This window comes from Sphingobacterium thalpophilum (assembly GCF_038396785.1).
Lineage (GTDB): Bacteria > Bacteroidota > Bacteroidia > Sphingobacteriales > Sphingobacteriaceae > Sphingobacterium > Sphingobacterium thalpophilum_A.
This window is the reverse complement of the sequence record NZ_CP151087.1, coordinates 431,682-451,871: the sequence shown is the minus strand read 5'-3', so window position 1 is coordinate 451,871 and position 20,190 is coordinate 431,682. Positions and strand designations below refer to the sequence as shown.

Here is a 20,190-nt window from a genome sequence, read left to right as displayed (position 1 = left end):
TCAGTTAAATAATTTCAAAATATCTTTTTGTTTCCCAATCTGTGACCTGCTCAGAAAATTGTCGCCATTCCCATAACCGTGATTTACAAAAATGATCGACAAACTTTTGGCCAAATAGCTCGGAGGCTATTTGCGATTGCGCCATTCGAGCGGTCGCATCGTGGAGGTTTCTTGGTAACACGCCGTGTTGCAGATCTTTATAACCATTACCGCTAGTATGTCGATTATCCAATGGCAATTTATACTTGATGCCATACAACCCGCTAGCCAAACATGCTGCTACTGCCAAATAAGGGTTCACATCTGAACCGACAACACGATGTTCAATGCGTGTGGCTTTGGGGCCGCCTTCGATGACGCGGAGTGCTGTGGTACGATTATCTATGCCCCAAGTCAGGGTTGTCGGTGCCCATGCTCCTTCAGTCAGCCTTTTATAACTGTTAACAGTGGGCGCCAATAACGGTAGAATATCAGGTAAACAATACAATTGCCCCGCAAGAAAATGCTTCATCAACTGGCTCATTCCGAGTTCATCTTCTTTATCATAAAAGAGGTTGTTCTGTTTGTTGAGATCCCAAAGACTTTGATGCACATGGCCGCTGCAGCCTGGTAAGTCCTTGGTCTGTTTCGCCATAAAACTCGCCGTGATATTATGTTTTTTTCCGATGTCCTTAACCGCAGATTTAAAGAGCGTAGCCCTATCCGCAGCTTCAAGAGCATCACTACATTGGATCGCAGCTTCCAGAACACCTGGCCCGGTCTCCGTATGTAGCCCCTCAAGAGGTACACCGAATCTTTCGAGCATAGCCAAAAGATCCTGAAAAAATCCGTAATTGTCAGACATCCGTAAGATGGAATAACCAAACATACCAGATGTTATCGGTGTCATATCTCTAAAACTATTTTGGGGAGCGGCATTATCGGCTTTCACGAAATTAAACCATTCAAATTCCTGTGAAAAAATTGGTTTAAATCCGGCAGTCTCCGCCTGTGCAATTATGTTTTTAAGGAGTGATCTTGGGCACACATTTTGGTCCCGAGAAAGCGGAGATTCAAAATCAGCTAGAAAAAAGGGAATATCTTCTTGCCAGGGAATCTGTCGAAATGTATTTCCGTCAATACGCGCCGGGAAATCGCCGTATCCTGTATGCCAGCCTGTAATTTCCACATTGTCATAAACCTGATCGTTAACATCCCATCCAAATACCACCGAGCAAAACCCAAATTCATTGTCCAGTGCAGAGATAAACTTATCCCGATGCATAAATTTCCCACGGAGCACCCCGTCTATATCAGCGACGGCAACTTTAACGTGCGTACTTGTGCTTGCTGTTAATTTGGCAATAATTTCATTTTTAGTTATCATAATTTGATGGTTTTGTCCTTGTCAAGGAAGATTAGGAAATAGAGGTATGATAAGATGACAAGCCCAAAGAATAATAGAGCTGTCAACGGGTTATAATATATCATTGCAATGAGACACACGACAGCAATAATAAATGCAATTGCCGGAAACAGCGGATACAAAGGAACTTTGAATGGGCGTTCCAAATCGGGTTCCTTTTTTCGCAAGGCAAAAAATGACCACATGGATATTATATAAAGACAGATTGCCCCAAAACATGCGATGGTAATAATGCCTGCGGTCTTCCCGGTCAATAATGCTATGATGCCAATAGCCATATTAATTAAGAGTGCATTGGCCGGAGTCTTAAATCGTTGATGCACTTTTCCAAGAATCGACGGTGCATACCCCACTCTCCCAAACTCAAAGGTGGCTCTGCCACCAGCGAGAATGATACCATGAAATGAGGCTATAAGACCCAAAAGACCAACGCCTATAAGTAGTTTATAGAGAATATGGCGATTGTCAATGACATGTGCAATGGCAAGTGGCAATGGTGAATCGGAGGGTTCAGTGCTTCCGACAGGATAAACGACAGCCTCCCAGCCGCCGACACCCACCGCCGACAAAAATGTAATGATACAAAGCACAACTAAAGTTACGATGGCCGATCCAAAGCCGATTAATACATTTTTCTGTGGATTGATCGTTTCCTCAGCAACATTCGCTACACCTTCAATAGCGAGAAAAAACCAGATAGCAAACGGAATAGCTGCAAAAATACCCGAGAAGCCATTGGGCAATGCGTTGTGCTCAAGGTTGGAAAATTCGAAAGCCGGAAATGTAACACCGGCAAATATCAGTAATTCGATAACCGCAAGAACAGTTACGACCAATTCAAATGATGCAGCGAGTTTTACGCCCAGTATATTCATTGAAGTGAAAATCACATAGGCCCCAATGGCAAAAATAAGATAGTCAACCGAAGGATGCAATAAATGTAGATAAGCACCTATAGCAGCAGCAATGGCAGGCGGAGCAAAAACAAACTCGATATTTTGTGCAATACCGGCGACAAATCCCAAATGCTTGCCCAATCCTCGATTGGCATATTCAAAGGCTCCGCCAGCCTTAGGGATCGCACACGCCATCTCTGTATAGCTGAAGGTAAATGTAAGGTACATGATAATAACGAACACTGTAGCAATGGCCAATCCCAATGTGCCGCCTTCTGCCAAACCGAGATTCCATCCAAAATACATTCCCGAGATAACATAGCCTACACCCAATCCCCATAACATAACCGGACCAAGGACTTTTTTTAATTGAGGCTCACTCATAATTTTATTTAGGTTGGTAAATTGATAGTAATTAATTAATTTAAATTTACTACATATAGTTTAAATGATAGTATTATATATCTGTAATTATGGCTATTTTAGTAAAATAATATGGTTGTATTTTATTTACTTAGTGTTTACGATCTAACTACAGTCATAGATATAGTTTTTTTAGATTTAATTTACTACGATAATGAAATTGGATGAGAAAGACCTCATGCTTCTGGACCTTTTGCAACAGGATGCGAACATAAGTAACAAGGAAATAGCTGACCGTGTTAATTTATCCATGACTCCCGTATACGAACGTATTAAGAAGTTAATAGCAACCTCCGTTCTCAAACAGAAAGTCTTTCTGCTGGACAGAAGAAAACTTGATCTTAATCTAATGGTCCTTGTATCCATTAGTATGGAAAAACATTCCAATGAAAGTGCCTTGTTATTTATGGAGGAGATACAAAAATTTCCAGAAGTAGTCGAGTGTTTCCACGTAACGGGTGCATTTGACTATCAAATAAAGGTGATGGTTAGGGATGTTGATCACTATCATGAATTCAATTTTAATAAACTGGCAACAATCAAGGGAATCAGACATATGGAAAGTTATTTTGTCATGAAAGAAATCGTGAATACAACCCGTCTCCCAATCTTTCTTTGATAATTAGTTTAGCATATTTTAGCTTTACTATGCTGCGCTGACGACTCTCCTAATTTAATTTCCCGGAATTGATGGATTTCATTGGTATGGCACCTACACTTAGGCAATGGTTCATACTTGCAGAACCATGCCTTCTATTTGTATCGTGTTGTTTATAAGAGCACAATATTCTCAAGCGATACGCCTACTCCCTTAAGAGCTGCGTAGGTTAATTTGTCCATTGAGGCTCCGTCAAAATCGATTGTTTTAATACTCTTATAATATTTATTGGTAAGCGCAAACGTGGGCCGAAAGGAAACATTTCTAAGAATAACCCCTCTAAATGAACTGTTTGCTAGGTCTGCATTATCGAATTTTACGTCGACAAATACTTGCCCATCAAAGCTTATGCCTTTCATATCACAGGACTTAAAGCAAACACCATTGAACTCACAGTGTTCAAAAATGGTTTTTCTGAGATCCGACGCCGTAAATTTGACATCTGTCAGCTTTATACTATTAAATCTAGCATTGTTCAACTCCGACGCATAAAATTCTGTACGTGCGAGAACGGTCTTGTTGAAATTTGCGTTCGTCATATTACTAGCAGAAAATGTGCAGTCCGTAAGGTTCGACGAATCAAAATTAGCATCGCGGATATCACTTCCTTTAAAAATGCTTGCCGTGAAATCTGCTGTACTGAAGTCTGTACTACGCAGCTCACTTCCGAGAAATTTTCTCTTTGGCGCATTTACGCCAGAAAAATCAGTTTCGGCTAGCGTGTTACCACTAAAATCTGTCAGTAGGGGCTTTTGTCCCGTATCAGAAAATTTTGCCTCTTCCAGAGAATTTCCTTTCGTGTCATCTAAAGTGCCAATGACCACCTTTTGACTTGCTACGCTATCTCCTAATTTCGAATTTTCGGCGAAGTAGTTTAGATCGACTGCGAATATTTCCGCAAGTCTATGTAGTGTTAAAAAGTCTGGTAAAGACTCTCCCCGCTCCCATTTTCCAACTGCTTGGGGGCTGACGAATAAAAGTTCAGCAAGCTGTGCTTGCGACATATTTCGCTCTTTCCGCACTTTGGCAATATTATTACCTAATGTTTTGTTATCCATAATTATTGTTTATTGATGATGTTCAACTTTACAAATATATTGAGGCTAATCTGTAATTATCGCGAAAAGGGAAATACCTCTAGTTGTAATTATGCTACTTATCGTTGTATTCGAACAACTTCGGGTTGTTATTCCTAGAGTATTGTCCTATACTGTTATTGAAACTATATTTTAAGTAAAACTCCTCAAAGACGAACCTTTCTTTATGATAATGCCATCCCATATTTTAGATCGTGGGTTATGAGAAAGACAAACTTTAACTAATTTAGGAAGATCTACCACCATGAATACCGTCAAGCTAGTTTAAATATTTCTAGAAATTTGATCTATATTTATATACCTAAAATTTACATATGTTAGAGAATTTTGAGTTTTACCTGTTTTTAGTCCTACTAATTACGATGTTGATCATGCTGGCGAGAAAAATTCAGGTTGCATACCCTGTTTTACTCGTATTAGCGGGACTTGTAATAAGTTTTATCCCGGGAGTTCCCCCTATAAAGATAGAACCCGAATTGATATTCATTATTTTTTTACCGCCGCTCCTCTACGAGGCAGCTTGGTCAACTTCCTGGAAAGAACTCTGGCGATGGCGCCGGATTATCTTCAGCTTTGCCTTTGTTGTGGTCTTTTTTACAGCATTGTCCGTTGCCGTTTTTGCCAACTATTTTATCCCGGGATTCTCCTTAGCTCTCGGTTTTCTATTGGGTGGAATAGTTTCCCCTCCTGATGCGGTTAGTGCCGGTGCAATTTTAAAATTCGTGAAGGTACCCAAAAGGCTGGCGTCCATATTGGAAGGTGAAAGTTTGTTGAATGATGCTTCCTCACTAATAATTTTTCGCTTTGCAATGATTGCTGCTGCTACTGGGCAGTATGTATGGTACCAAGCGGCCGGGAGCTTTATTTGGATGTGTATTGGCGGAGTGGGAATCGGACTTACAATTGCCTATGTTTTTCTGAAAATGCACAAACTTTTACCAACCGATTCCAATACAGACATATTGTTAACTTTTATTGCACCTTTCTCGATGTATTTGATCGCAGAACAACTTTATGCTTCTGGGGTTCTTGCGGTTGTCAGTGGCGGCTTATTTCTCTCGTATCGTAGTCACGATTTTTTGAGCAGTGCATCCCGGATCCGGACAGTGACCGTATGGGAAAGCTTTTGCTTTCTGCTGAATGGCATTGTCTTTATGCTTATCGGATTAGATTTACCGGAAATTGTATCTGGATTGGGTGATACCAATATCTCCACTGCTATTGGCTATGGCGTCGCCGTTACAATAGTCCTTATTCTTGTACGAATTTTTGCAGGGTATGCTGCAGTAATTACGACCTTGATCATGAGAAATTTTATAACGGTTGCAGACGCTCAATCGCCCGGTTGGCAAACGCCAATGATTATCGGATGGACTGGAATGCGTGGCGTCGTTTCTTTGGCAGCAGCGCTATCTATCCCATTAACTTTGGCCGACGGAACTCCTTTTCCTCAAAGGAATCTCATTCTTTTCATCACATTTGTTGTGATTCTGTTAACCTTACTTGTTCAAGGGTTGACCCTCCCTTTTATCTTGAGGAAAATCAAATTAGTAGATAGAGATTTTGTAAGAAGTGAAAAGGAGATCGATTATGAAATTCAGAATAGATTGGCTCAAGTCGCCGTTGACAAGATTCGTAATGATTACGCGGACAAAGTTGAAAGTTTTCCGACCTTAAAGGATCAACTACAGAAGTATGAAAATCAATTGCGGAGCTCCGAGATTATCATTAATTATGCCGAATACCGTAAAATCTATATCGATATCCTTGAAACACAGCGAATTTGGCTTATCAATAAAAACCGCGAAGAACTTTTATTGGACGAAGAGATCATCCGCAAACACCTTCGTTTGTTAGATCTTCAGGAAGAAAGGTTGAATATGAGAAGCTAATTTATCCCTAGCTCAGCCTACTGCCGTACATTAATGATCGACAATGCAGATTGAATTGTCGATCATAAATAACTAATTTATTAGTCTTCATCCAAATAAATGTCGTGAACAACAAAACGAATAGATTTGCTAAACACCAACATATCCGCTACATCTTCAGAATCTATGGCATAGAGTGTTTCTACCCCACCTTCATCCAAAAGTTCGGAATCTGGTATAAGTTCAAAAAAAGTGATTCCTTCAACAATGGATAATTCTTCTACTTTAACATATGATACATCCTGGCTCTTCCAAAGTGAGAGAATTTCTTTGGAAAACAATCGATAATTATTAGCTTGATTTGACATGCTCGCAAATTAACAAAAATATGGCTCATTATATTTGTGTTATAACGTTTCTAAAATCTTACTTACTCTTTCGTTTTTAGGATTAATTTCGCGAACTTTTTGATAGTTCTTCTTGGCACTATCTATTTGTCCAGATTTCAGGTAGGCTTCCGCTAAACTATCATAAACATTTTCACTTTTAGGATATAGCACCTTATTCACCTTAAATATGTCAATAGCTTGGTTTATTTTATGCTGTTTGAGCAATTCATAACCTGCACCGTTCAGGAAACCTTCTGAAAGCAACTCATCGTCACTATCCTGTTCTTTTGCTTTTTGAAAAGCTTTTAATCCATCCTCGAAATTTCCTTCTAAAATAAGCTCTAGTGGAGTCCGGTCATTTGCATTGACTTTCGGATTTTTGGAATAAATCTTTTTATCACGCAAAACCTGTACAAGCTCATATTGACCGCTTTCGGTATCCTTTGAAAATACTACGTTCACGTTTCGATCTCGCATAACAAAAGTATTTGCCGACACTTTAACCAACTCTACAGGCTTGTCTAGATTTTGGACTGACATAAGCTTGCCACTCTGACTATAGACCCTTATAACACCGTATTTGCCAGATCGATAACGTCCACTATTGACATTCAGTTCTTGAGAACTGAGCGGCAAAATTTTATTTATTGGGGCCAGGTAATTGGGCCATTGATAGGTTAATGCAACCGCTCGGACAAGTTCGTTGATAAATTCAGGTTTGTTTGTATTTGTAAGAATAACTACGCCATCACCGCTTGTTTTATTTCCAACAAAATAGGAGCTAAAGCCTTCGTTCCATCCACCATGGCAAAAATAAGATGAACCGTCGTAATCTTCCAGAAAGACACCTAATCCTATAATAGGTTCAATATAGGGGCTTGTGAATTCTTCGGCCATCTTCTTGGAAATAATAGTACTACTTTTGCCATTTAAGGTCCGTTGAATATCGATCACGAATCTAGCGTAATCTTCTGCTGTTGACCACAAGCCAGCAGCCGCCTGCTCTGGGTAGACATGATATCTTTCTTCGACTTTTTTACCATCTACAGTATAAGCCGTCGCCGCAAATTGTTTTTTCAACTCAGGAAGAGGCTGGGCAAAAGTGCTATTTTTCATACCCAAAGGTGAGAGTACCTTTTCTTCCATGATGCTACTATAATCTTTCCCTTCAATATCAACGAGCATCTGTTGAAGTACGGTATAGCCACCGCCTGAATACCGAAAATTTAAGCCAGGAAGTTTATCAACATACACCATAGGTGTATTAGCAGGCTTTAGACCACTCAGTACTTCTACCGCTGTAGGAATTGGGTCTGTTGTCCGATAGCCCGGGAACCCACTTACAGTAAGTCCCGCAGTGTGGCTAATGATATTTTTGAGTGTAACATTTTTCGCTCTGGTCCAATTATTTTCGGGTATTTTCCAGGATTTCAGGTATAAATTCACATCGGCATTGGATGCCAACTTGCCAAGCTCCACTTCCTTCAATGCAGCGTATGCACTTACGGGCTTGCTCATGGACGCCACCTGAAATAAGGTGTTTGACCTAACTGGTGTTTTCGAATCGAGATCGGCAAAACCATACGTTTTGCTCCATAATATTTCAGCGTTTTTTATCACGGCGATGCTTACACCTGGAACCTGATAAAATTCCATGCGCGACTTAATATTCCAGGCCGGCTCACCCTCAAAACGAACAGGCGGTATGAGACTGGATTCGACATGAGAAATCTCCTTTATTTTTTGAGGGGTCGTTTGAGCAAATGCGGTTGACACTAGTATCGCAAAAATTCCAGTAATTGGTAAAGCTTTCATTTTATTTATGATCGTTTAAGTGATGATACGAAGCGCCTCTCCTATCTCTTGCTGGCTTCTTTGTAATTCTTCATTGACAGCTGATGCCAATTTTATTGCCAAAACCATAAATCACTGTAAAACAATGTTATGCAATAATATTCCAAAATAAATTGATCGTATTCGGACATTTAATGTCCGAATACGATCAATTTATTTTTACTAAGCGGTATCTCGCTTTTCTAACATCATCAGCTGTCAGCCCTATCGCATGTTTGCATACAGTAGCATCTTCATTGTCATATTAGGATCGTCAATAGAAGTTTCCTTTTGGTTGAATTGTGGAAAAATGAAAACGGGGCGTGCTAGCCCCGTTACATCGTTTGATTAGTTGATACTTAATGATTCGGATTACCATAATAGTTTTGATAATTCTGAATGGTAGCACTAAACCATGCTCCGCAGCTGCTATAATACATATCATTGGCTCCATAGCTGGTGTACGTGAGAACCTGAGTTTCGATCAACTGACCGCTTGTATTATAGATACTCATCGTCAATCTACATAGCGTACGAGACTTTCCGAGCTTGATCTCTTTGGCGTCGCTCACGATATTCAAATTAGCTTTTCCAGTTTGTGATTTGTAAATCGTTGATTTTTCAACATGGCTGTTGTCGGCCGCTTTTGGCCCCGTTTTCGCAAAAGTAGCAGATGACATTAAAGCCAAGGCTACGGCGCTCATCATTAATTTTTTCATGTTACTAAGTTTTAGATAAATACATTGGAGGACCAGCCTCACTGTTAATTAACCTAAAACTGCCAATAAATTTAACACAGTAAACACTGTAATAAATATCTGATGTAGTCGTAACAATATTCGGTTGGTTTGATCAAATTTTTGAAAATAAATAAGAATTCAAAAAATTCTACTACCTTTGCAATCATCAGATGATATGACTATATGAAGACTGAAGCTATCGTACGAAGATCCTTGGCAGAGGAAGTTGCCGCGGCAATAGAAGAAAAAATCAAATTAGGTGAATTTCCGGTAGAATCTAAACTTCCTACGGAACCAGAATTGATGAAACAATTTGCTGTGGGCAGATCCAGCATTCGTGAGGCGGTCAAATATTTAAGTCAATCAGGCTATCTCAATGTACAACAAGGTCTTGGTACTTTTGTTAAAAGTAGCACAGGTCATCATGCTCTTGACTCAAAAATTGAAAAAGCCAATTTTAACGATATTTTTGAAGTTAGACACGTATTGGAATTGCGAATTATTGAAAAAGCTGCCGTAAATCGTACTTCGAAAGGCCTCAAGGATATGGCTCAAGCGCTCAAAAATAGAGCGAAATATGCCGAAATGGGAAATTTGATGGCGTGCGTGGATGCCGATATTGCCTTTCACAGTGCGATTGCTGAATCATGTGGAAATAGTATTTTGACCGCTTTATATACAACTTTATCTGAACATGTCAATAAGTTCTTCATGACTATTTATAAGGATACAGTACCCTTCTTAACTTCACAACAGCAACACGAGGAACTGATGTTGGCAATCAAAGATAAAGAAGTGAAAAAAGCTGTTGATATTGCTAACCGAATTATCCAACAGCTGTAATTTTCCTGTAGCATATGCAAATCATCAATCTCAATATACGTTATTTTTATCAATTAAAACATCAGATGACCTGATGAATATTTCTTTTATGAAAACACAATCTTTAAACCCGAGTGGATCTTGGAAAAGCTCCGAAACCGTCTATGCGATTTTATTTGCGATTAGTCTTTCACACTTGCTCAATGACTTGATTCAGTCGGTCATCCCGGCAGTATATCCCATGTTAAAATCAAATTATGCGCTTAGTTTTACCCAAATTGGTATTATAACGTTGGTTTTTCAGCTTACTGCTTCTATTTTGCAACCCTTCGTTGGTTTGTATACAGATAAAAACCCTACACCACGATCACTCGCTGTCGGTATGCTTTTCTCTTTAGCAGGATTGATATGCATTTCTTTTGCGTCAAACTTTATCTACATTCTCCTTTCTGTAAGTCTTATTGGCATGGGTTCATCTATATTTCATCCTGAAGCTTCTCGAGTTGCTCATTTAGCTTCCGGAGGCAAAAAGGGGCTCGCCCAGTCTATCTTCCAAGTCGGTGGTAATGCTGGTGGTGCGATAGGTCCCCTTCTTGTAGCGCTTATTGTGATCCCTTTGGGCCAACAATACATTGGTGTATTTGGCGTATTGGCCATTGTAGCCGTTATGATTCTTACTTATGTCGGTAATTGGTATCAAATACATCTCAAGCCTAAGACACAAACAACTGCTGTTGGTGCTTCAAAAGCCGACCTGCCAAAATCAAAAGTAGTATTTGCACTTGTAATTTTATTGGTACTCATTTTTTCCAAATATTTTTACATGGCTTCCATGACCAGTTATTTCACCTTCTATTTGATCAATAAATTCCATGTTTCGGTTCAGGAATCTCAAATATACTTATTTATATTTCTTGCTTCTGTAGCTGCGGGAACTATATTAGGGGGGCCATTGGGAGATCGCTATGGGCGTAAACTAATTATCTGGGTATCGATTCTCGGAGCGGCTCCGTTCACATTACTATTGCCACACGTGGGTCTAGGGCTAACCATTATCCTCGCTATTTTAATAGGTCTTATTATATCGTCTGCATTCTCTGCTATCTTGGTCTATGCGACAGAACTCATCCCAGGAAAGGTCGGAATGATTGCTGGTTTATTTTTTGGCTTTGCTTTTGGTATGGGGGGAATTGGTTCAGCAGTTCTGGGCTGGCTTGCAGATCAAACCTCAATCGAATATGTATTTAATATCTGTGCTTATCTTCCATTAATCGGAGTAGTTACAGGGCTATTACCTAATATAAGTCAGCAGAAAAAGTAATTATATAATCAGTGTGTCCGAAAAGTTTGTCACTTGTTTTGTGGAAACTATTTTTGAATAGCAGATAAAGTTTCAACCTGTCCAAAGAGCTATGGTGAAATCCGGTGAAAAATGGCAACAATAAGCGAATGGGAAGCCCTTTGCTTCGTACCTGCTTCGTACTTTCTTCGGATCATCAATAGATTCCGTACAGATGCTGAACAGTCATTGACCAGTCTCCGAACAGGAAAATACTGGTCAGGAACTGGCCAATAGCTAATCCTTATCCGGTGAGCTCCGAAGCTTGTCCGAAGCAGGTACGAACACAATAGGTATCTAAGGCATATTGCCGCCACTAGCAGCATATACTGAAACTTATTCCTGTCGCTTATCAATACAGCATAGTTACTAAAATTGGACCTATTCAAAACGTATTAAAAATTAGCCGCAAAAAAAGCTGTCCAAAAAAATGCAGTGTCCCCAAAAAGTTAGACATTTTCTGGGGGCACTGCACATTTGGACAGCTTCTTTAAATACTAGTAACCTGGATTTTGGATCAATTTTGTATTTCGATTAACCTCATCGCGATGCAAAGACGTGTAGTACATTTTGTCATCCCAGTTCCTATTTTCGATACCTGGATCAATATTGGATACCGTATAGGTATAGGTGTAGTTATCGGGATTATATTGATAAAGAGTTACATTTTTACCCGCCTTAAGGGTTCCCGTGATGTTTATAATATTTGCTTTACGACCTATAGTTTCCGCGGCTATCATCCAGCGTCGCGCGTCAAAGAAGCGATGCTCCTCGTAGGCTAATTCAATACGGCGCTCGTTTCTATAACGTGCTTTTAGAGCCGCTCCGGTTTCGGCGGTTGGAATTGCAGGCATTCCAGCTCTAAAGCGGATTTTGTTTAACCATGTTTTAGCTTCATTCTCTTCTCCTAATTCAAGACATGCTTCTACATAGTTCAATATCGCCTCTGTATAGCGAAACATTGGCCAGGGAATGCGCTGTCTTGTGTTTTGATCCTGCATTGTAGGGTCCGGATCTGTAAATTTACGAATATAATATCCAGTCCGTGAACCATTCCAATCTTCAATCGGGCTTTTTCTTGTGTCAAGGCCAAATTGGATAACCTTTTGTCCTTTGGCATTCATTATTTCGTATTGACCTGTTTGGATTTGATTCGCCTTATCTCTTTCAGCGACATCAGCTGTCCTAGGTTTCCAATCCGCACCGTCGTATAAAATTGTTGCCTTTAAACGTGGGTCACGATTTTGATAAGGGCTGGCTGCCATAGTAGGATTTGACCAGCTGAATTTTTGGCCATCAATAGTCTCGTAGTCGTCTACCAAGAGTTGTATCGGTGTATTTCCGGCCCAGTTATGATAGCCATTTGGACCGTTGTCTCGCCCTACCCAGCCACCACGTTCATCCTTTTCGTCAATAAAGAATCTCCCCAGAATAATATCTTTTCCTGCTGTAAAATCAACTGTCTTGCTCCCCCCTCCTAACGATACGGCCATATAGTTGGCAGTACCCTCATTAGGCGAAGCGGGTTGAGTTAGGTCTAACTTATAGGCGAATTCTGTATGATCCAGTACGGCTTTTGCTGCGGCCTTTGCTTTTGTCCAACGCTCCACCTGATTGCCACTCGTGTACATTAGATATTCTGGATTTTTATACCCTGCCAATAATGTTGATTTTGCTTTGGCTTTACCCGCATCGTGGAGATCGCTGGCAGCATAGAGTAATACCCTTGATTTTAAGGCCAATACTGCAGTTTCATTTGCACGTCCCTTTGTTGATGAACTGCCCTTTAACAAAAGAGCTGCGCTGTCTAGATCTTTCACGATGGCATTGACACACTCCTCATAGCTATTCCTCGGAACCATATAGTCTTTATCGTTCAATGTATATATCTTATTATCGATGGGGATGCCACCATAAAAGCGTAAGAGCTGTTGATAATAATACCCACGCAGGAAATAGGCTTCGCCTAACAGCTTATCGGCTTTTGCTTTGTCAAACTTGGGTGCACTCAAATTGGAGATGGCAATGTTAGTTGCCCGGATGCGCGTATACATGCGACCGTATTCGTAAGTATCCATAATATAGCCTTGATCAGCTGGATTTGATCGAGATTCGGTCACGGTATTTATGCCCCGATTAGGGTGTGTAAATAAAGCTTCGTCGGTCATGGATGCCATTTCTTGCTCATAAAAGCCTCCTACCCCAAAACCGTTATAGATTTCTGTCACGAAAGCCTCAGACAAACCAGCATCCGACCAAACGATCTCCTGTGGAACTTCACTGAGTGGCTTCGTGCTCACAAAATCATCATTACAAGCTTGTAATGATGCAGAAAGTACAAGTAGTATAAGTGATATATTCTTAATTTTTTTCATTTTTCTTCTTCGTTAAGTTCTTAATATGACAGTTGGTTAGAACGATAATAATGCGCCAAAATTAATCAATCTTGCCTGCGGATAATATTGCCCTAATGCATTAACGGCTTCTGGATCATACATTTTGATCTTACTCCACGTTATTAAATTCATGCCATTTGCATATAGACGTAAAGAACCAATGCCAATTTTACTACAAATGCTTGAGGCCAGATTATATCCTATTTCCACATTTTTAAGCCGCAAATAATCGGTACTCCGCATCCAATAGGTATTGTTATAAGAATAATATTGATTGCCACGGTCTGTCAAACGTGGATAAACGCTACTTGGGTTACTGATGCTCCAGCGTTTATCATAGAATTCTTCCACAAAATTTCCGATAGATCCAGATTCATCCGTTCCTACACGTATCTCTCCTCCTGTAGCTCCTTGAAATAGTACCGATAAGTCAAAATCCTTATAGGTCAGACTAAAATTGAAACCTCCCTGAAATGTTGGGTCACTATTCTTGTCTCGTCTTACTTTATCATCGGGGGTAATCTTTCCGTCACCATTGAAATCTTTATATTTCATATCTCCAGGGCGTAAAGTTTTCGTAATGGCACTATAGTCCAATTTATTGTTGGCGATATCTTCCATGTCACGGAATACGCCGTCATAGACATAATAAATATCCGTTTTGATAGGTTTACCTGTACTTTGCTGCCATGCAGGGGCGCCCGGGGCTTCATCCCAGAAGATAATTTTGTTTTTAGCATAACCACCATTCACACCAACCGTGTACCCCAAATCTCCCACCTTGCCACTATAACCTAAGTTAAATTCCCAACCCTTGTTATCCACTTTGCCAATATTTTCTGCCGGTAATGTCATCCCTGTACTTTGTGGTATTGACGCATTTTTTCTCCATAGAATGGAATTACGGCGATTTTTAAAAATATCAAACTCGAAATTCAGCTTTCCTTGTAAAAATTGAAAATCAAACCCTAAATTATAGTTATTGGCAACCTCCCAAGTAATCATCTCATTAGGAACACGGCTTTCAAAAAGGGTTTTGGCTAGCTTATCATTGACGATATAAGTACCAAAGGAATAGGTTGAAAAATATTGATATTCTTGTAATTTATCATCATAGTAGATGTTGTCATTACCCATCTGGCCATATGACGCACGGATCTTGAAATAATTAATCACAGGGACATTTTCCTTCCAGAAATTCTCTTCCGACACGACCCATCCCGCCATGGCACCTGGAAAGAAACCGAACCGTTCACTTTCAGGGAACATATACGATCCGTCATAACGCCAAAGGAATTCTGCGATATACTTGCTTTTATAATTATAGCCAAATCGCCCAAAGTAATTTAGCCGCGCTCTTTTCCATGCAGATCCATCGTTATTTTTTTCCTGTTCTCCACCGGCAAAAAGATAGTCGATCGCATTTGAAAGAAAATAGCGACGATACGCGCTGAATTTATCATTATCAATTGTTTCTCTGTTGATACCGGCTATAGCATTTACCTGATGGTCACCAAATTTCCGCTCAAAGCTTAAGATTCCACCAAGTAAGATATTCAGTTGATCTTCATTGCTTTGGTTTAAATTTGGATCGGCAGGCCCACGTCTTCCAGGAACCAGTTGTGGTGTGCTGCCATCGGCCTCATAAGCGCCCTGCCAAGAATACAAAGTCCAGGGTGTAACCCATGTTTTTTGATTTTTTACATATTTGTCAACAGAGGCATTAAGTGTTAATTTAAGACCATCTATCCAGGGATTTGTAATCTCAACCTGACCATTTGTTTGAAAATAGTAGCGTTTATCGTGATCGTAACCTGTCGCATTGGTCGTAATTACCACGGGGTTTTCGCCATTTTCGATATCTGGTCCCGGCATTCCATTAGGCCATATTGCTGGTTGTGTTGGATTTCCCCGCATCAGCATTCTAAAGACCGTGCCAGCACTCTTGGTGGGGAAATTTCGGTTTTCCTGTCTTCCTAAAACACCAAATTGTGTTTTGATATACTGACTTATATTGGCGTCCAGATTGATCCTTAAGTCATACTGTTTATAACCTGTAGCCGAATTTTTATAGTAGGCATCCTGATTTTGATACCCCAAAGACATCAGATACTTGACATCCTCAGTACCGCCATTGATTTGGAGGTTGTGGCGCTGTTGAGGTGACCAGTTTTTTAGCGTAGCTTTATACCAGTCAGTATTGGGATGCCCCCAAGGATCTGATCCGTCTTTGAACTTTTGGATATCTTCTGGTTTAAACGGCGCATCCAAAACTCCTCCACCTTGTTTATTGTAACTGCCTTTCTCGTTGATCGCTGTATAAGCAGCAGACCATTCTTCAACAGGGAGGTTATAAATTTCGAGTTCATTTCTAATTGCCGCAAACTGGGAGGCATCTGTTAATTTAGGAATAACGGTAGGTTGGGAATACCCTTGGTTGAACGTATAAGAAAACTGCGGTTTTCCTGTTTTTCCTCTTCTTGTCGTAACGAGAATAACCCCATTGGCTGCCCTGGCTCCATAAATAGCAGCAGAAGCATCTTTTAGAACCGAGATATTTTCTATATCTCGGGGATTAATACGATCAATTCCTCCTTCACGCGCAGGAACTCCATCAATAACGACTAAGGGACTGCTATTACCCAGTGTATTCGTTCCCCGGATTTTGATATTGGAACCATCGTAGCCAGGCTCGGCGCTCCCGTTGGTTGCTGTAACGCCCGGGACGCGTCCTGTTAATGCATTGGAAACGTTCAATGCCGGTGATTGTGCTAGATCGCTTCCCTTCACAGTGGCTACGGCACCGGTGACAGTCTCTTTGCGTTGCTTTCCGTAACCAACAACAACGACTTCTTCGAGATTCGATTCCGAATTAAGAAGTGTGATATCGATGGTCTGTCTTCCTTTTACAGCTTCATCCATAGATTGTTTGCCGACCATCCGGAAATTAATAATCGCACTTGCGGGGACTTTGTCTAACTTGTATCTACCTTGAACGTCGGTTTTAGTTACTAACTTTGTTCCATTGACGGAAACTGTTACTCCAGGAATTGGCATTCCAGATTCATCATGCACCGTTCCAGAAACACTTTGCTCCTGCTGAAAGAGAATTCCATAGCTTGCGAGGGTTGTAGCATCGACGATTTGGGGACTCAAGGCCACTAGTGAGCACAATGATCCAGTCCAAAACGCTCTCTTCCATTGATTTGAGAAATAATGGCAGTTAATCATAAAAACTGTTTAATTGTTTAAATTTTGTGTTTAATTAGTTATTTTTTTTACCTCTAAGACGTATCGGTTTAGGTGTCTACTGGAGGCGATTTATAATTGTTTATTTAACATGAAAATACGAAAATAAATATACATTGCAAGTGTTATTTTTACACTATTTAACACTATTGTTATTAAGTGATTGGTAATCAGATAATTTATTGAAAAACAAATCAATTGTAAATTCATTTTCTCAAAATTGTTTCCAGCGCTTTTGCTACTCAACGCAAGATCAAAGAACTAGTAAAACACTGCAAATAGAAAGTCCTGAGGAAAAGTACTTTTTATCATTTAGAAACACTTGCGTCCTAAACGTTTAAAAAGTGGCGGTGTTTGGATATAGCAAAGTTGCTATATTTAAATTGCAAAATTATAACACACCGCCATGATAAATTTAAATGTTTTTAGTCAGATTTTATCTCTTATCGACCGCGAATTATTCAAAGATTTGGTTTCAAAGCACAAAAGTGACAAACATCAGAAAGGGATCAACAGCTGGACGCATCTAGTCAGTATGCTTTTCTGTCATTTTTCCTCGGCAGATTCGGTCCGTGATATTAGTAACGGTCTACGCAGTACCACTGGTAATCTGAACCACTTAGGTGTAGTAAGAGCTCCAAGTAAGTCTAATATATCCTATATCAACACACACCGTACCCATGAACTTTTCAAAGATCTTTACTATTCTGTTTTGGATAGGCTTTGGCAAAAGGACACCCATTTTCGCAAAGATCTTGGTCAGCTAAAGCGTAAAGTATATCTGATGGATGCAAGCATCATCCCCTTATGTCTATCTGTATTTGACTGGGCAAAGTTTCGCAGCACCAAAGGTGCCGTAAAGCTGCACACTGTCTTGGATTATGATGGCTGCCTACCTGTTTTTATGCAGATTACCGATGGAAAAGTACATGAGAGCCAGCGAGCCGGTAGTTACAGTTTTTCCAAGGGAAGCGTGGTGGTAGTGGACCGTGGCTACGTGGATTACAGCTGGCTTGGGGATTTGGACAGCAGGGGTTGTTATTTTGTTACCAGGAGTAAAGTGAACATGAAGTACAACGTTATCAAGTCCTACCAGAGCGATGCCCTTAAGGAAAAGGGCATCCTTAAGGATGAGCTCATTGAGCTATCCGGTGCTGCCCGCAATAAATACAATTCCACACCGTTACGCCTGATCCACTTTTGGGACAGCACCACTGGCAATGAGTACCACTTTTTGACCAATAATACGAAGTGGAAGGCTTCTTTGGTGGCAAACATCTATAAACAACGCTGGCATATCGAAGTCTTCTTCAAGCATCTAAAGCAGCGCTTAAAAGTATCGACATTCAAAGGGACTTCTGAAAATGCAGTGATGATCCAGATCTGGACTTCACTCATTGGCATATTACTGTTAAAATACTTACAAAAAAAGGCCAAATATGACTGGAACCTGTCCAATCTGGTCGCATTCATCAGAATGAATATCTTCGTGAAAATAAACATCTGGCAATGGATAGATGATCCCTTTCTCAGGCCGCCTATAAAAGGAAAAAAGGGACAGCTAAAGATTTTTGCAGATTGAAAAATAGGGGTCAATATCGAAATGATGAAAAAAGCTATGCCTGTACCACAGAAATCCAATCCTAAAATTTATTTAGGACAGATGTGGTAAATATTAGGACAGAAAAGTCAAGTGACACAACGATTGTATTCGAACTGATCCGACTCGCCTTTGAAAACGAACAGTATAGCGATCATCAAGAGCACATTTTAGTAGAAAAACTAAGAAGGACAGCAGAATTTATACCACAACTGTCAATGGTAGCTGAAGCTGAAGGAGAAATAGCAGGCTATATACTCCTGACAAAGGTGAAGATTATCGATAAAGAGAATCAAAAAACATCCGATTCTCTTGCCTTGGCTCCTGTCGCTGTGCTACCTCAGTTTCAAGGACAGGGAATTGGCGGTAAATTAATTCTTGGTGCTCATCAGATTGCAAAAGAAATGGGTTTTGATGAGATGACAGCTGACGAACCTATCTAATACTTAATCGGATAATCTTGCATCAATTCAAACTGGTAGCCTTCTTTTTTTAATGCATCAATTAAAGTGGATAACTCCTGCTGCCCTTTTCGCGTTTGAAACATATCATCATGCATTAAGAAAACAACATTATTAGGTACCATTGAGCTTTTGTTGTTCATATAATTTCGGATATGAGACAAGGTAGACTCTTGGCTCTGTATGGGCGTACCAGTAACGCTATTAAGCCGCCACTCGACATCCCAGCCATAAATTGTATATCCGTTCTTATGCAATAGATCGGCTGTGCTGGATCCATTCTTAAGGTCAATCTTACGAACATTATCATATATCCAAATATTCCTTCCTGGAAGCCGAACAATTTTATGTTTTAAATGGAGATCTTTTTCATTCTTTTCAAAATCAGCAAAAGCATTTTGGGGGTTACTATAAAATCTTGAATATTGATTGTTTGCGTGCGTATAGCTGTGATTATAACAGGCTATAAGTGGATTGGATTCATAACGGGCAAGATCGCGTTTTCTTCCTTTGCTCATATTCGCATGTTTACCAATCAAGAATACACTCACTTTAATGTTTTTTTCTTTCGCAATAGAATCAATAAAAGCACTACCAATTAATGGGCCATCATCAAAAGTCAAATAAATATGTTTTGGTTGCTTATCAAATGCTTTCCGCAGGGAGTCCTTTAGCTCACGTCTTTGTTGTTTGATCGGAACAGGGTGTAGACTATCTACTGTAAAGTGTATCTGATTTTTCTGAAGCGAATCCCACCTATTCAACAAATGTGGTATTTTTTCCTTAACAACCAATTTCTCCGTAAGTGTGTCCTTCAGTTCGCCTTTTCCCAAGACTTTGTTTGAAAAATCCTTACATGCGGTTACACTAAACACTATACTACAAATGAAAAGTACCACAAACAACCTACTACACTTCATATCAATCGCTATAACTTAATGAATTTCTTTTTTCAAAATTACTACAAAAACCTATTTATTAACCATAAAATCTTACAAATCCCTACTTTCA

The 20,190-nt window shown here is 39.9% G+C and carries 16 protein-coding genes; 7 read left to right on the top strand and 9 right to left on the bottom strand.

Translation table 11 applies throughout. The features are described 5' to 3' along the window. Positions 1–4 precede the first annotated feature (4 nt). Both AACH28_RS02070 and eat read right to left on the bottom strand, forming a co-directional pair. Positions 5–1,366, bottom strand: coding sequence for a glutamine synthetase family protein (locus tag AACH28_RS02070; RefSeq protein WP_341832105.1), 1,362 nt, complete (start codon positions 1,364–1,366; stop codon positions 5–7). Continuing rightward, on the bottom strand, positions 1,363–2,685 hold the full coding sequence (gene eat, locus AACH28_RS02065; RefSeq protein ID WP_115048706.1) for an ethanolamine permease: 1,323 nt from the start codon (positions 2,683–2,685) through the stop codon (positions 1,363–1,365). Before eat ends, AACH28_RS02070 begins: the two co-directional genes overlap by 4 nt. Before the next feature lie 193 nt (positions 2,686–2,878). Here eat and AACH28_RS02060 point away from each other — a divergent pair, with 193 nt between their 5' ends. Next, positions 2,879–3,343: an Lrp/AsnC family transcriptional regulator gene (locus AACH28_RS02060; protein WP_046673359.1), complete on the top strand. Its 465-nt coding sequence runs from the start codon at positions 2,879–2,881 to the stop codon at positions 3,341–3,343. Positions 3,344–3,495: 152 nt separating this feature from the next. On the opposite strand, the gene AACH28_RS02055 is transcribed toward AACH28_RS02060, so the two are convergent. After that, positions 3,496–4,440 (bottom strand): pentapeptide repeat-containing protein, encoded by a 945-nt coding sequence (locus AACH28_RS02055; protein WP_341832104.1) that lies wholly within the window; start codon positions 4,438–4,440, stop codon positions 3,496–3,498. Between the two features lie 353 nt (positions 4,441–4,793). On the opposite strand from AACH28_RS02055, the gene AACH28_RS02050 reads away from it, so the two are divergent. Then, positions 4,794–6,371 carry a Na+/H+ antiporter gene (locus AACH28_RS02050; RefSeq protein WP_341832103.1) on the top strand — a complete coding sequence of 526 codons (1,578 nt, stop codon included), beginning with the start codon at positions 4,794–4,796 and terminating at the stop codon, positions 6,369–6,371. 80 nt (positions 6,372–6,451) lie between these two features. Here AACH28_RS02050 and AACH28_RS02045 read toward each other — a convergent pair whose 3' ends face one another. The 3 genes from AACH28_RS02045 to AACH28_RS02035 form a co-directional block, all read right to left on the bottom strand. Continuing rightward, the gene (locus tag AACH28_RS02045; protein WP_046673356.1) at positions 6,452–6,718 is read right to left on the bottom strand and encodes a hypothetical protein; all 267 of its coding nucleotides are present in this window, start codon (positions 6,716–6,718) and stop codon (positions 6,452–6,454) included. Between the two features lie 39 nt (positions 6,719–6,757). Next, entirely contained in the window at positions 6,758–8,554 is a 1,797-nt protein-coding gene (locus AACH28_RS02040; RefSeq protein ID WP_341832102.1) for a serine hydrolase, read from the bottom strand. A gap of 377 nt (positions 8,555–8,931) precedes the next feature. Next, complete coding sequence (locus tag AACH28_RS02035; RefSeq protein WP_341832101.1) at positions 8,932–9,291, bottom strand: hypothetical protein; 360 nt, start codon at positions 9,289–9,291, stop codon at positions 8,932–8,934. A gap of 204 nt (positions 9,292–9,495) precedes the next feature. On the opposite strand from AACH28_RS02035, the gene AACH28_RS02030 reads away from it, so the two are divergent. From AACH28_RS02030 to AACH28_RS02020, 3 genes are all read left to right on the top strand, one after another. After that, entirely contained in the window at positions 9,496–10,155 is a 660-nt protein-coding gene (locus AACH28_RS02030; protein ID WP_286751910.1) for a FadR/GntR family transcriptional regulator, read from the top strand. Positions 10,156–10,243: 88 nt separating this feature from the next. Further along, positions 10,244–11,455 (top strand): MFS transporter, encoded by a 1,212-nt coding sequence (locus AACH28_RS02025; protein ID WP_341832100.1) that lies wholly within the window; start codon positions 10,244–10,246, stop codon positions 11,453–11,455. A 111-nt stretch (positions 11,456–11,566) separates the two neighbouring features. After that, complete coding sequence (locus tag AACH28_RS02020; RefSeq protein ID WP_159332944.1) at positions 11,567–11,710, top strand: hypothetical protein; 144 nt, start codon at positions 11,567–11,569, stop codon at positions 11,708–11,710. A 260-nt stretch (positions 11,711–11,970) separates the two neighbouring features. Here AACH28_RS02020 and AACH28_RS02015 read toward each other — a convergent pair whose 3' ends face one another. Next, a complete protein-coding gene (locus AACH28_RS02015; protein WP_112374115.1) occupies positions 11,971–13,848 on the bottom strand; it encodes a RagB/SusD family nutrient uptake outer membrane protein in 1,878 nt (625 codons plus the stop codon). Between the two features lie 36 nt (positions 13,849–13,884). Continuing rightward, the gene (locus AACH28_RS02010) at positions 13,885–17,100 is read right to left on the bottom strand and encodes a TonB-dependent receptor (RefSeq protein ID WP_341832099.1); all 3,216 of its coding nucleotides are present in this window, start codon (positions 17,098–17,100) and stop codon (positions 13,885–13,887) included. Between the two features lie 424 nt (positions 17,101–17,524). Here AACH28_RS02010 and AACH28_RS02005 point away from each other — a divergent pair, with 424 nt between their 5' ends. Together AACH28_RS02005 and AACH28_RS02000 are read left to right on the top strand one after the other, a co-directional pair. After that, complete coding sequence (locus AACH28_RS02005; protein WP_341832098.1) at positions 17,525–18,700, top strand: IS4 family transposase; 1,176 nt, start codon at positions 17,525–17,527, stop codon at positions 18,698–18,700. 83 nt (positions 18,701–18,783) lie between these two features. Then, positions 18,784–19,161 (top strand): N-acetyltransferase, encoded by a 378-nt coding sequence (locus tag AACH28_RS02000; RefSeq protein ID WP_341832097.1) that lies wholly within the window; start codon positions 18,784–18,786, stop codon positions 19,159–19,161. Here the strand turns inward: AACH28_RS02000 and AACH28_RS01995 are convergent. Next, the gene (locus tag AACH28_RS01995) at positions 19,158–20,099 is read right to left on the bottom strand and encodes a polysaccharide deacetylase family protein (protein WP_070564061.1); all 942 of its coding nucleotides are present in this window, start codon (positions 20,097–20,099) and stop codon (positions 19,158–19,160) included. The genes AACH28_RS02000 and AACH28_RS01995 overlap by 4 nt on opposite strands. Between the last annotated feature and the right edge of the window lie 91 nt (positions 20,100–20,190).

What these genes read in the sequence shown, in the direction of transcription:
- AACH28_RS02010 (WP_341832099.1), bottom strand. Translation starts at nt 17,100, where the DNA reads ATGATTAACTGCCATTATTTCTCAAATCAATGGAAGAGAGCGTTTTGG.
- AACH28_RS02025 (WP_341832100.1), top strand. Translation starts at nt 10,244, where the DNA reads ATGAAAACACAATCTTTAAACCCGAGTGGATCTTGGAAAAGCTCCGAA.
- AACH28_RS02015 (WP_112374115.1), bottom strand. Translation starts at nt 13,848, where the DNA reads ATGAAAAAAATTAAGAATATATCACTTATACTACTTGTACTTTCTGCA.
- AACH28_RS02040 (WP_341832102.1), bottom strand. Translation starts at nt 8,554, where the DNA reads ATGAAAGCTTTACCAATTACTGGAATTTTTGCGATACTAGTGTCAACC.
- AACH28_RS02020 (WP_159332944.1), top strand. Translation starts at nt 11,567, where the DNA reads ATGGCAACAATAAGCGAATGGGAAGCCCTTTGCTTCGTACCTGCTTCG.
- AACH28_RS02045 (WP_046673356.1), bottom strand. Translation starts at nt 6,718, where the DNA reads ATGTCAAATCAAGCTAATAATTATCGATTGTTTTCCAAAGAAATTCTC.
- AACH28_RS02070 (WP_341832105.1), bottom strand. Translation starts at nt 1,366, where the DNA reads ATGATAACTAAAAATGAAATTATTGCCAAATTAACAGCAAGCACAAGT.
- eat (WP_115048706.1), bottom strand. Translation starts at nt 2,685, where the DNA reads ATGAGTGAGCCTCAATTAAAAAAAGTCCTTGGTCCGGTTATGTTATGG.
- AACH28_RS02035 (WP_341832101.1), bottom strand. Translation starts at nt 9,291, where the DNA reads ATGAAAAAATTAATGATGAGCGCCGTAGCCTTGGCTTTAATGTCATCT.
- AACH28_RS02050 (WP_341832103.1), top strand. Translation starts at nt 4,794, where the DNA reads ATGTTAGAGAATTTTGAGTTTTACCTGTTTTTAGTCCTACTAATTACG.
- AACH28_RS02060 (WP_046673359.1), top strand. Translation starts at nt 2,879, where the DNA reads ATGAAATTGGATGAGAAAGACCTCATGCTTCTGGACCTTTTGCAACAG.
- AACH28_RS02030 (WP_286751910.1), top strand. Translation starts at nt 9,496, where the DNA reads ATGAAGACTGAAGCTATCGTACGAAGATCCTTGGCAGAGGAAGTTGCC.
- AACH28_RS01995 (WP_070564061.1), bottom strand. Translation starts at nt 20,099, where the DNA reads ATGAAGTGTAGTAGGTTGTTTGTGGTACTTTTCATTTGTAGTATAGTG.
- AACH28_RS02005 (WP_341832098.1), top strand. Translation starts at nt 17,525, where the DNA reads ATGATAAATTTAAATGTTTTTAGTCAGATTTTATCTCTTATCGACCGC.
- AACH28_RS02055 (WP_341832104.1), bottom strand. Translation starts at nt 4,440, where the DNA reads ATGGATAACAAAACATTAGGTAATAATATTGCCAAAGTGCGGAAAGAG.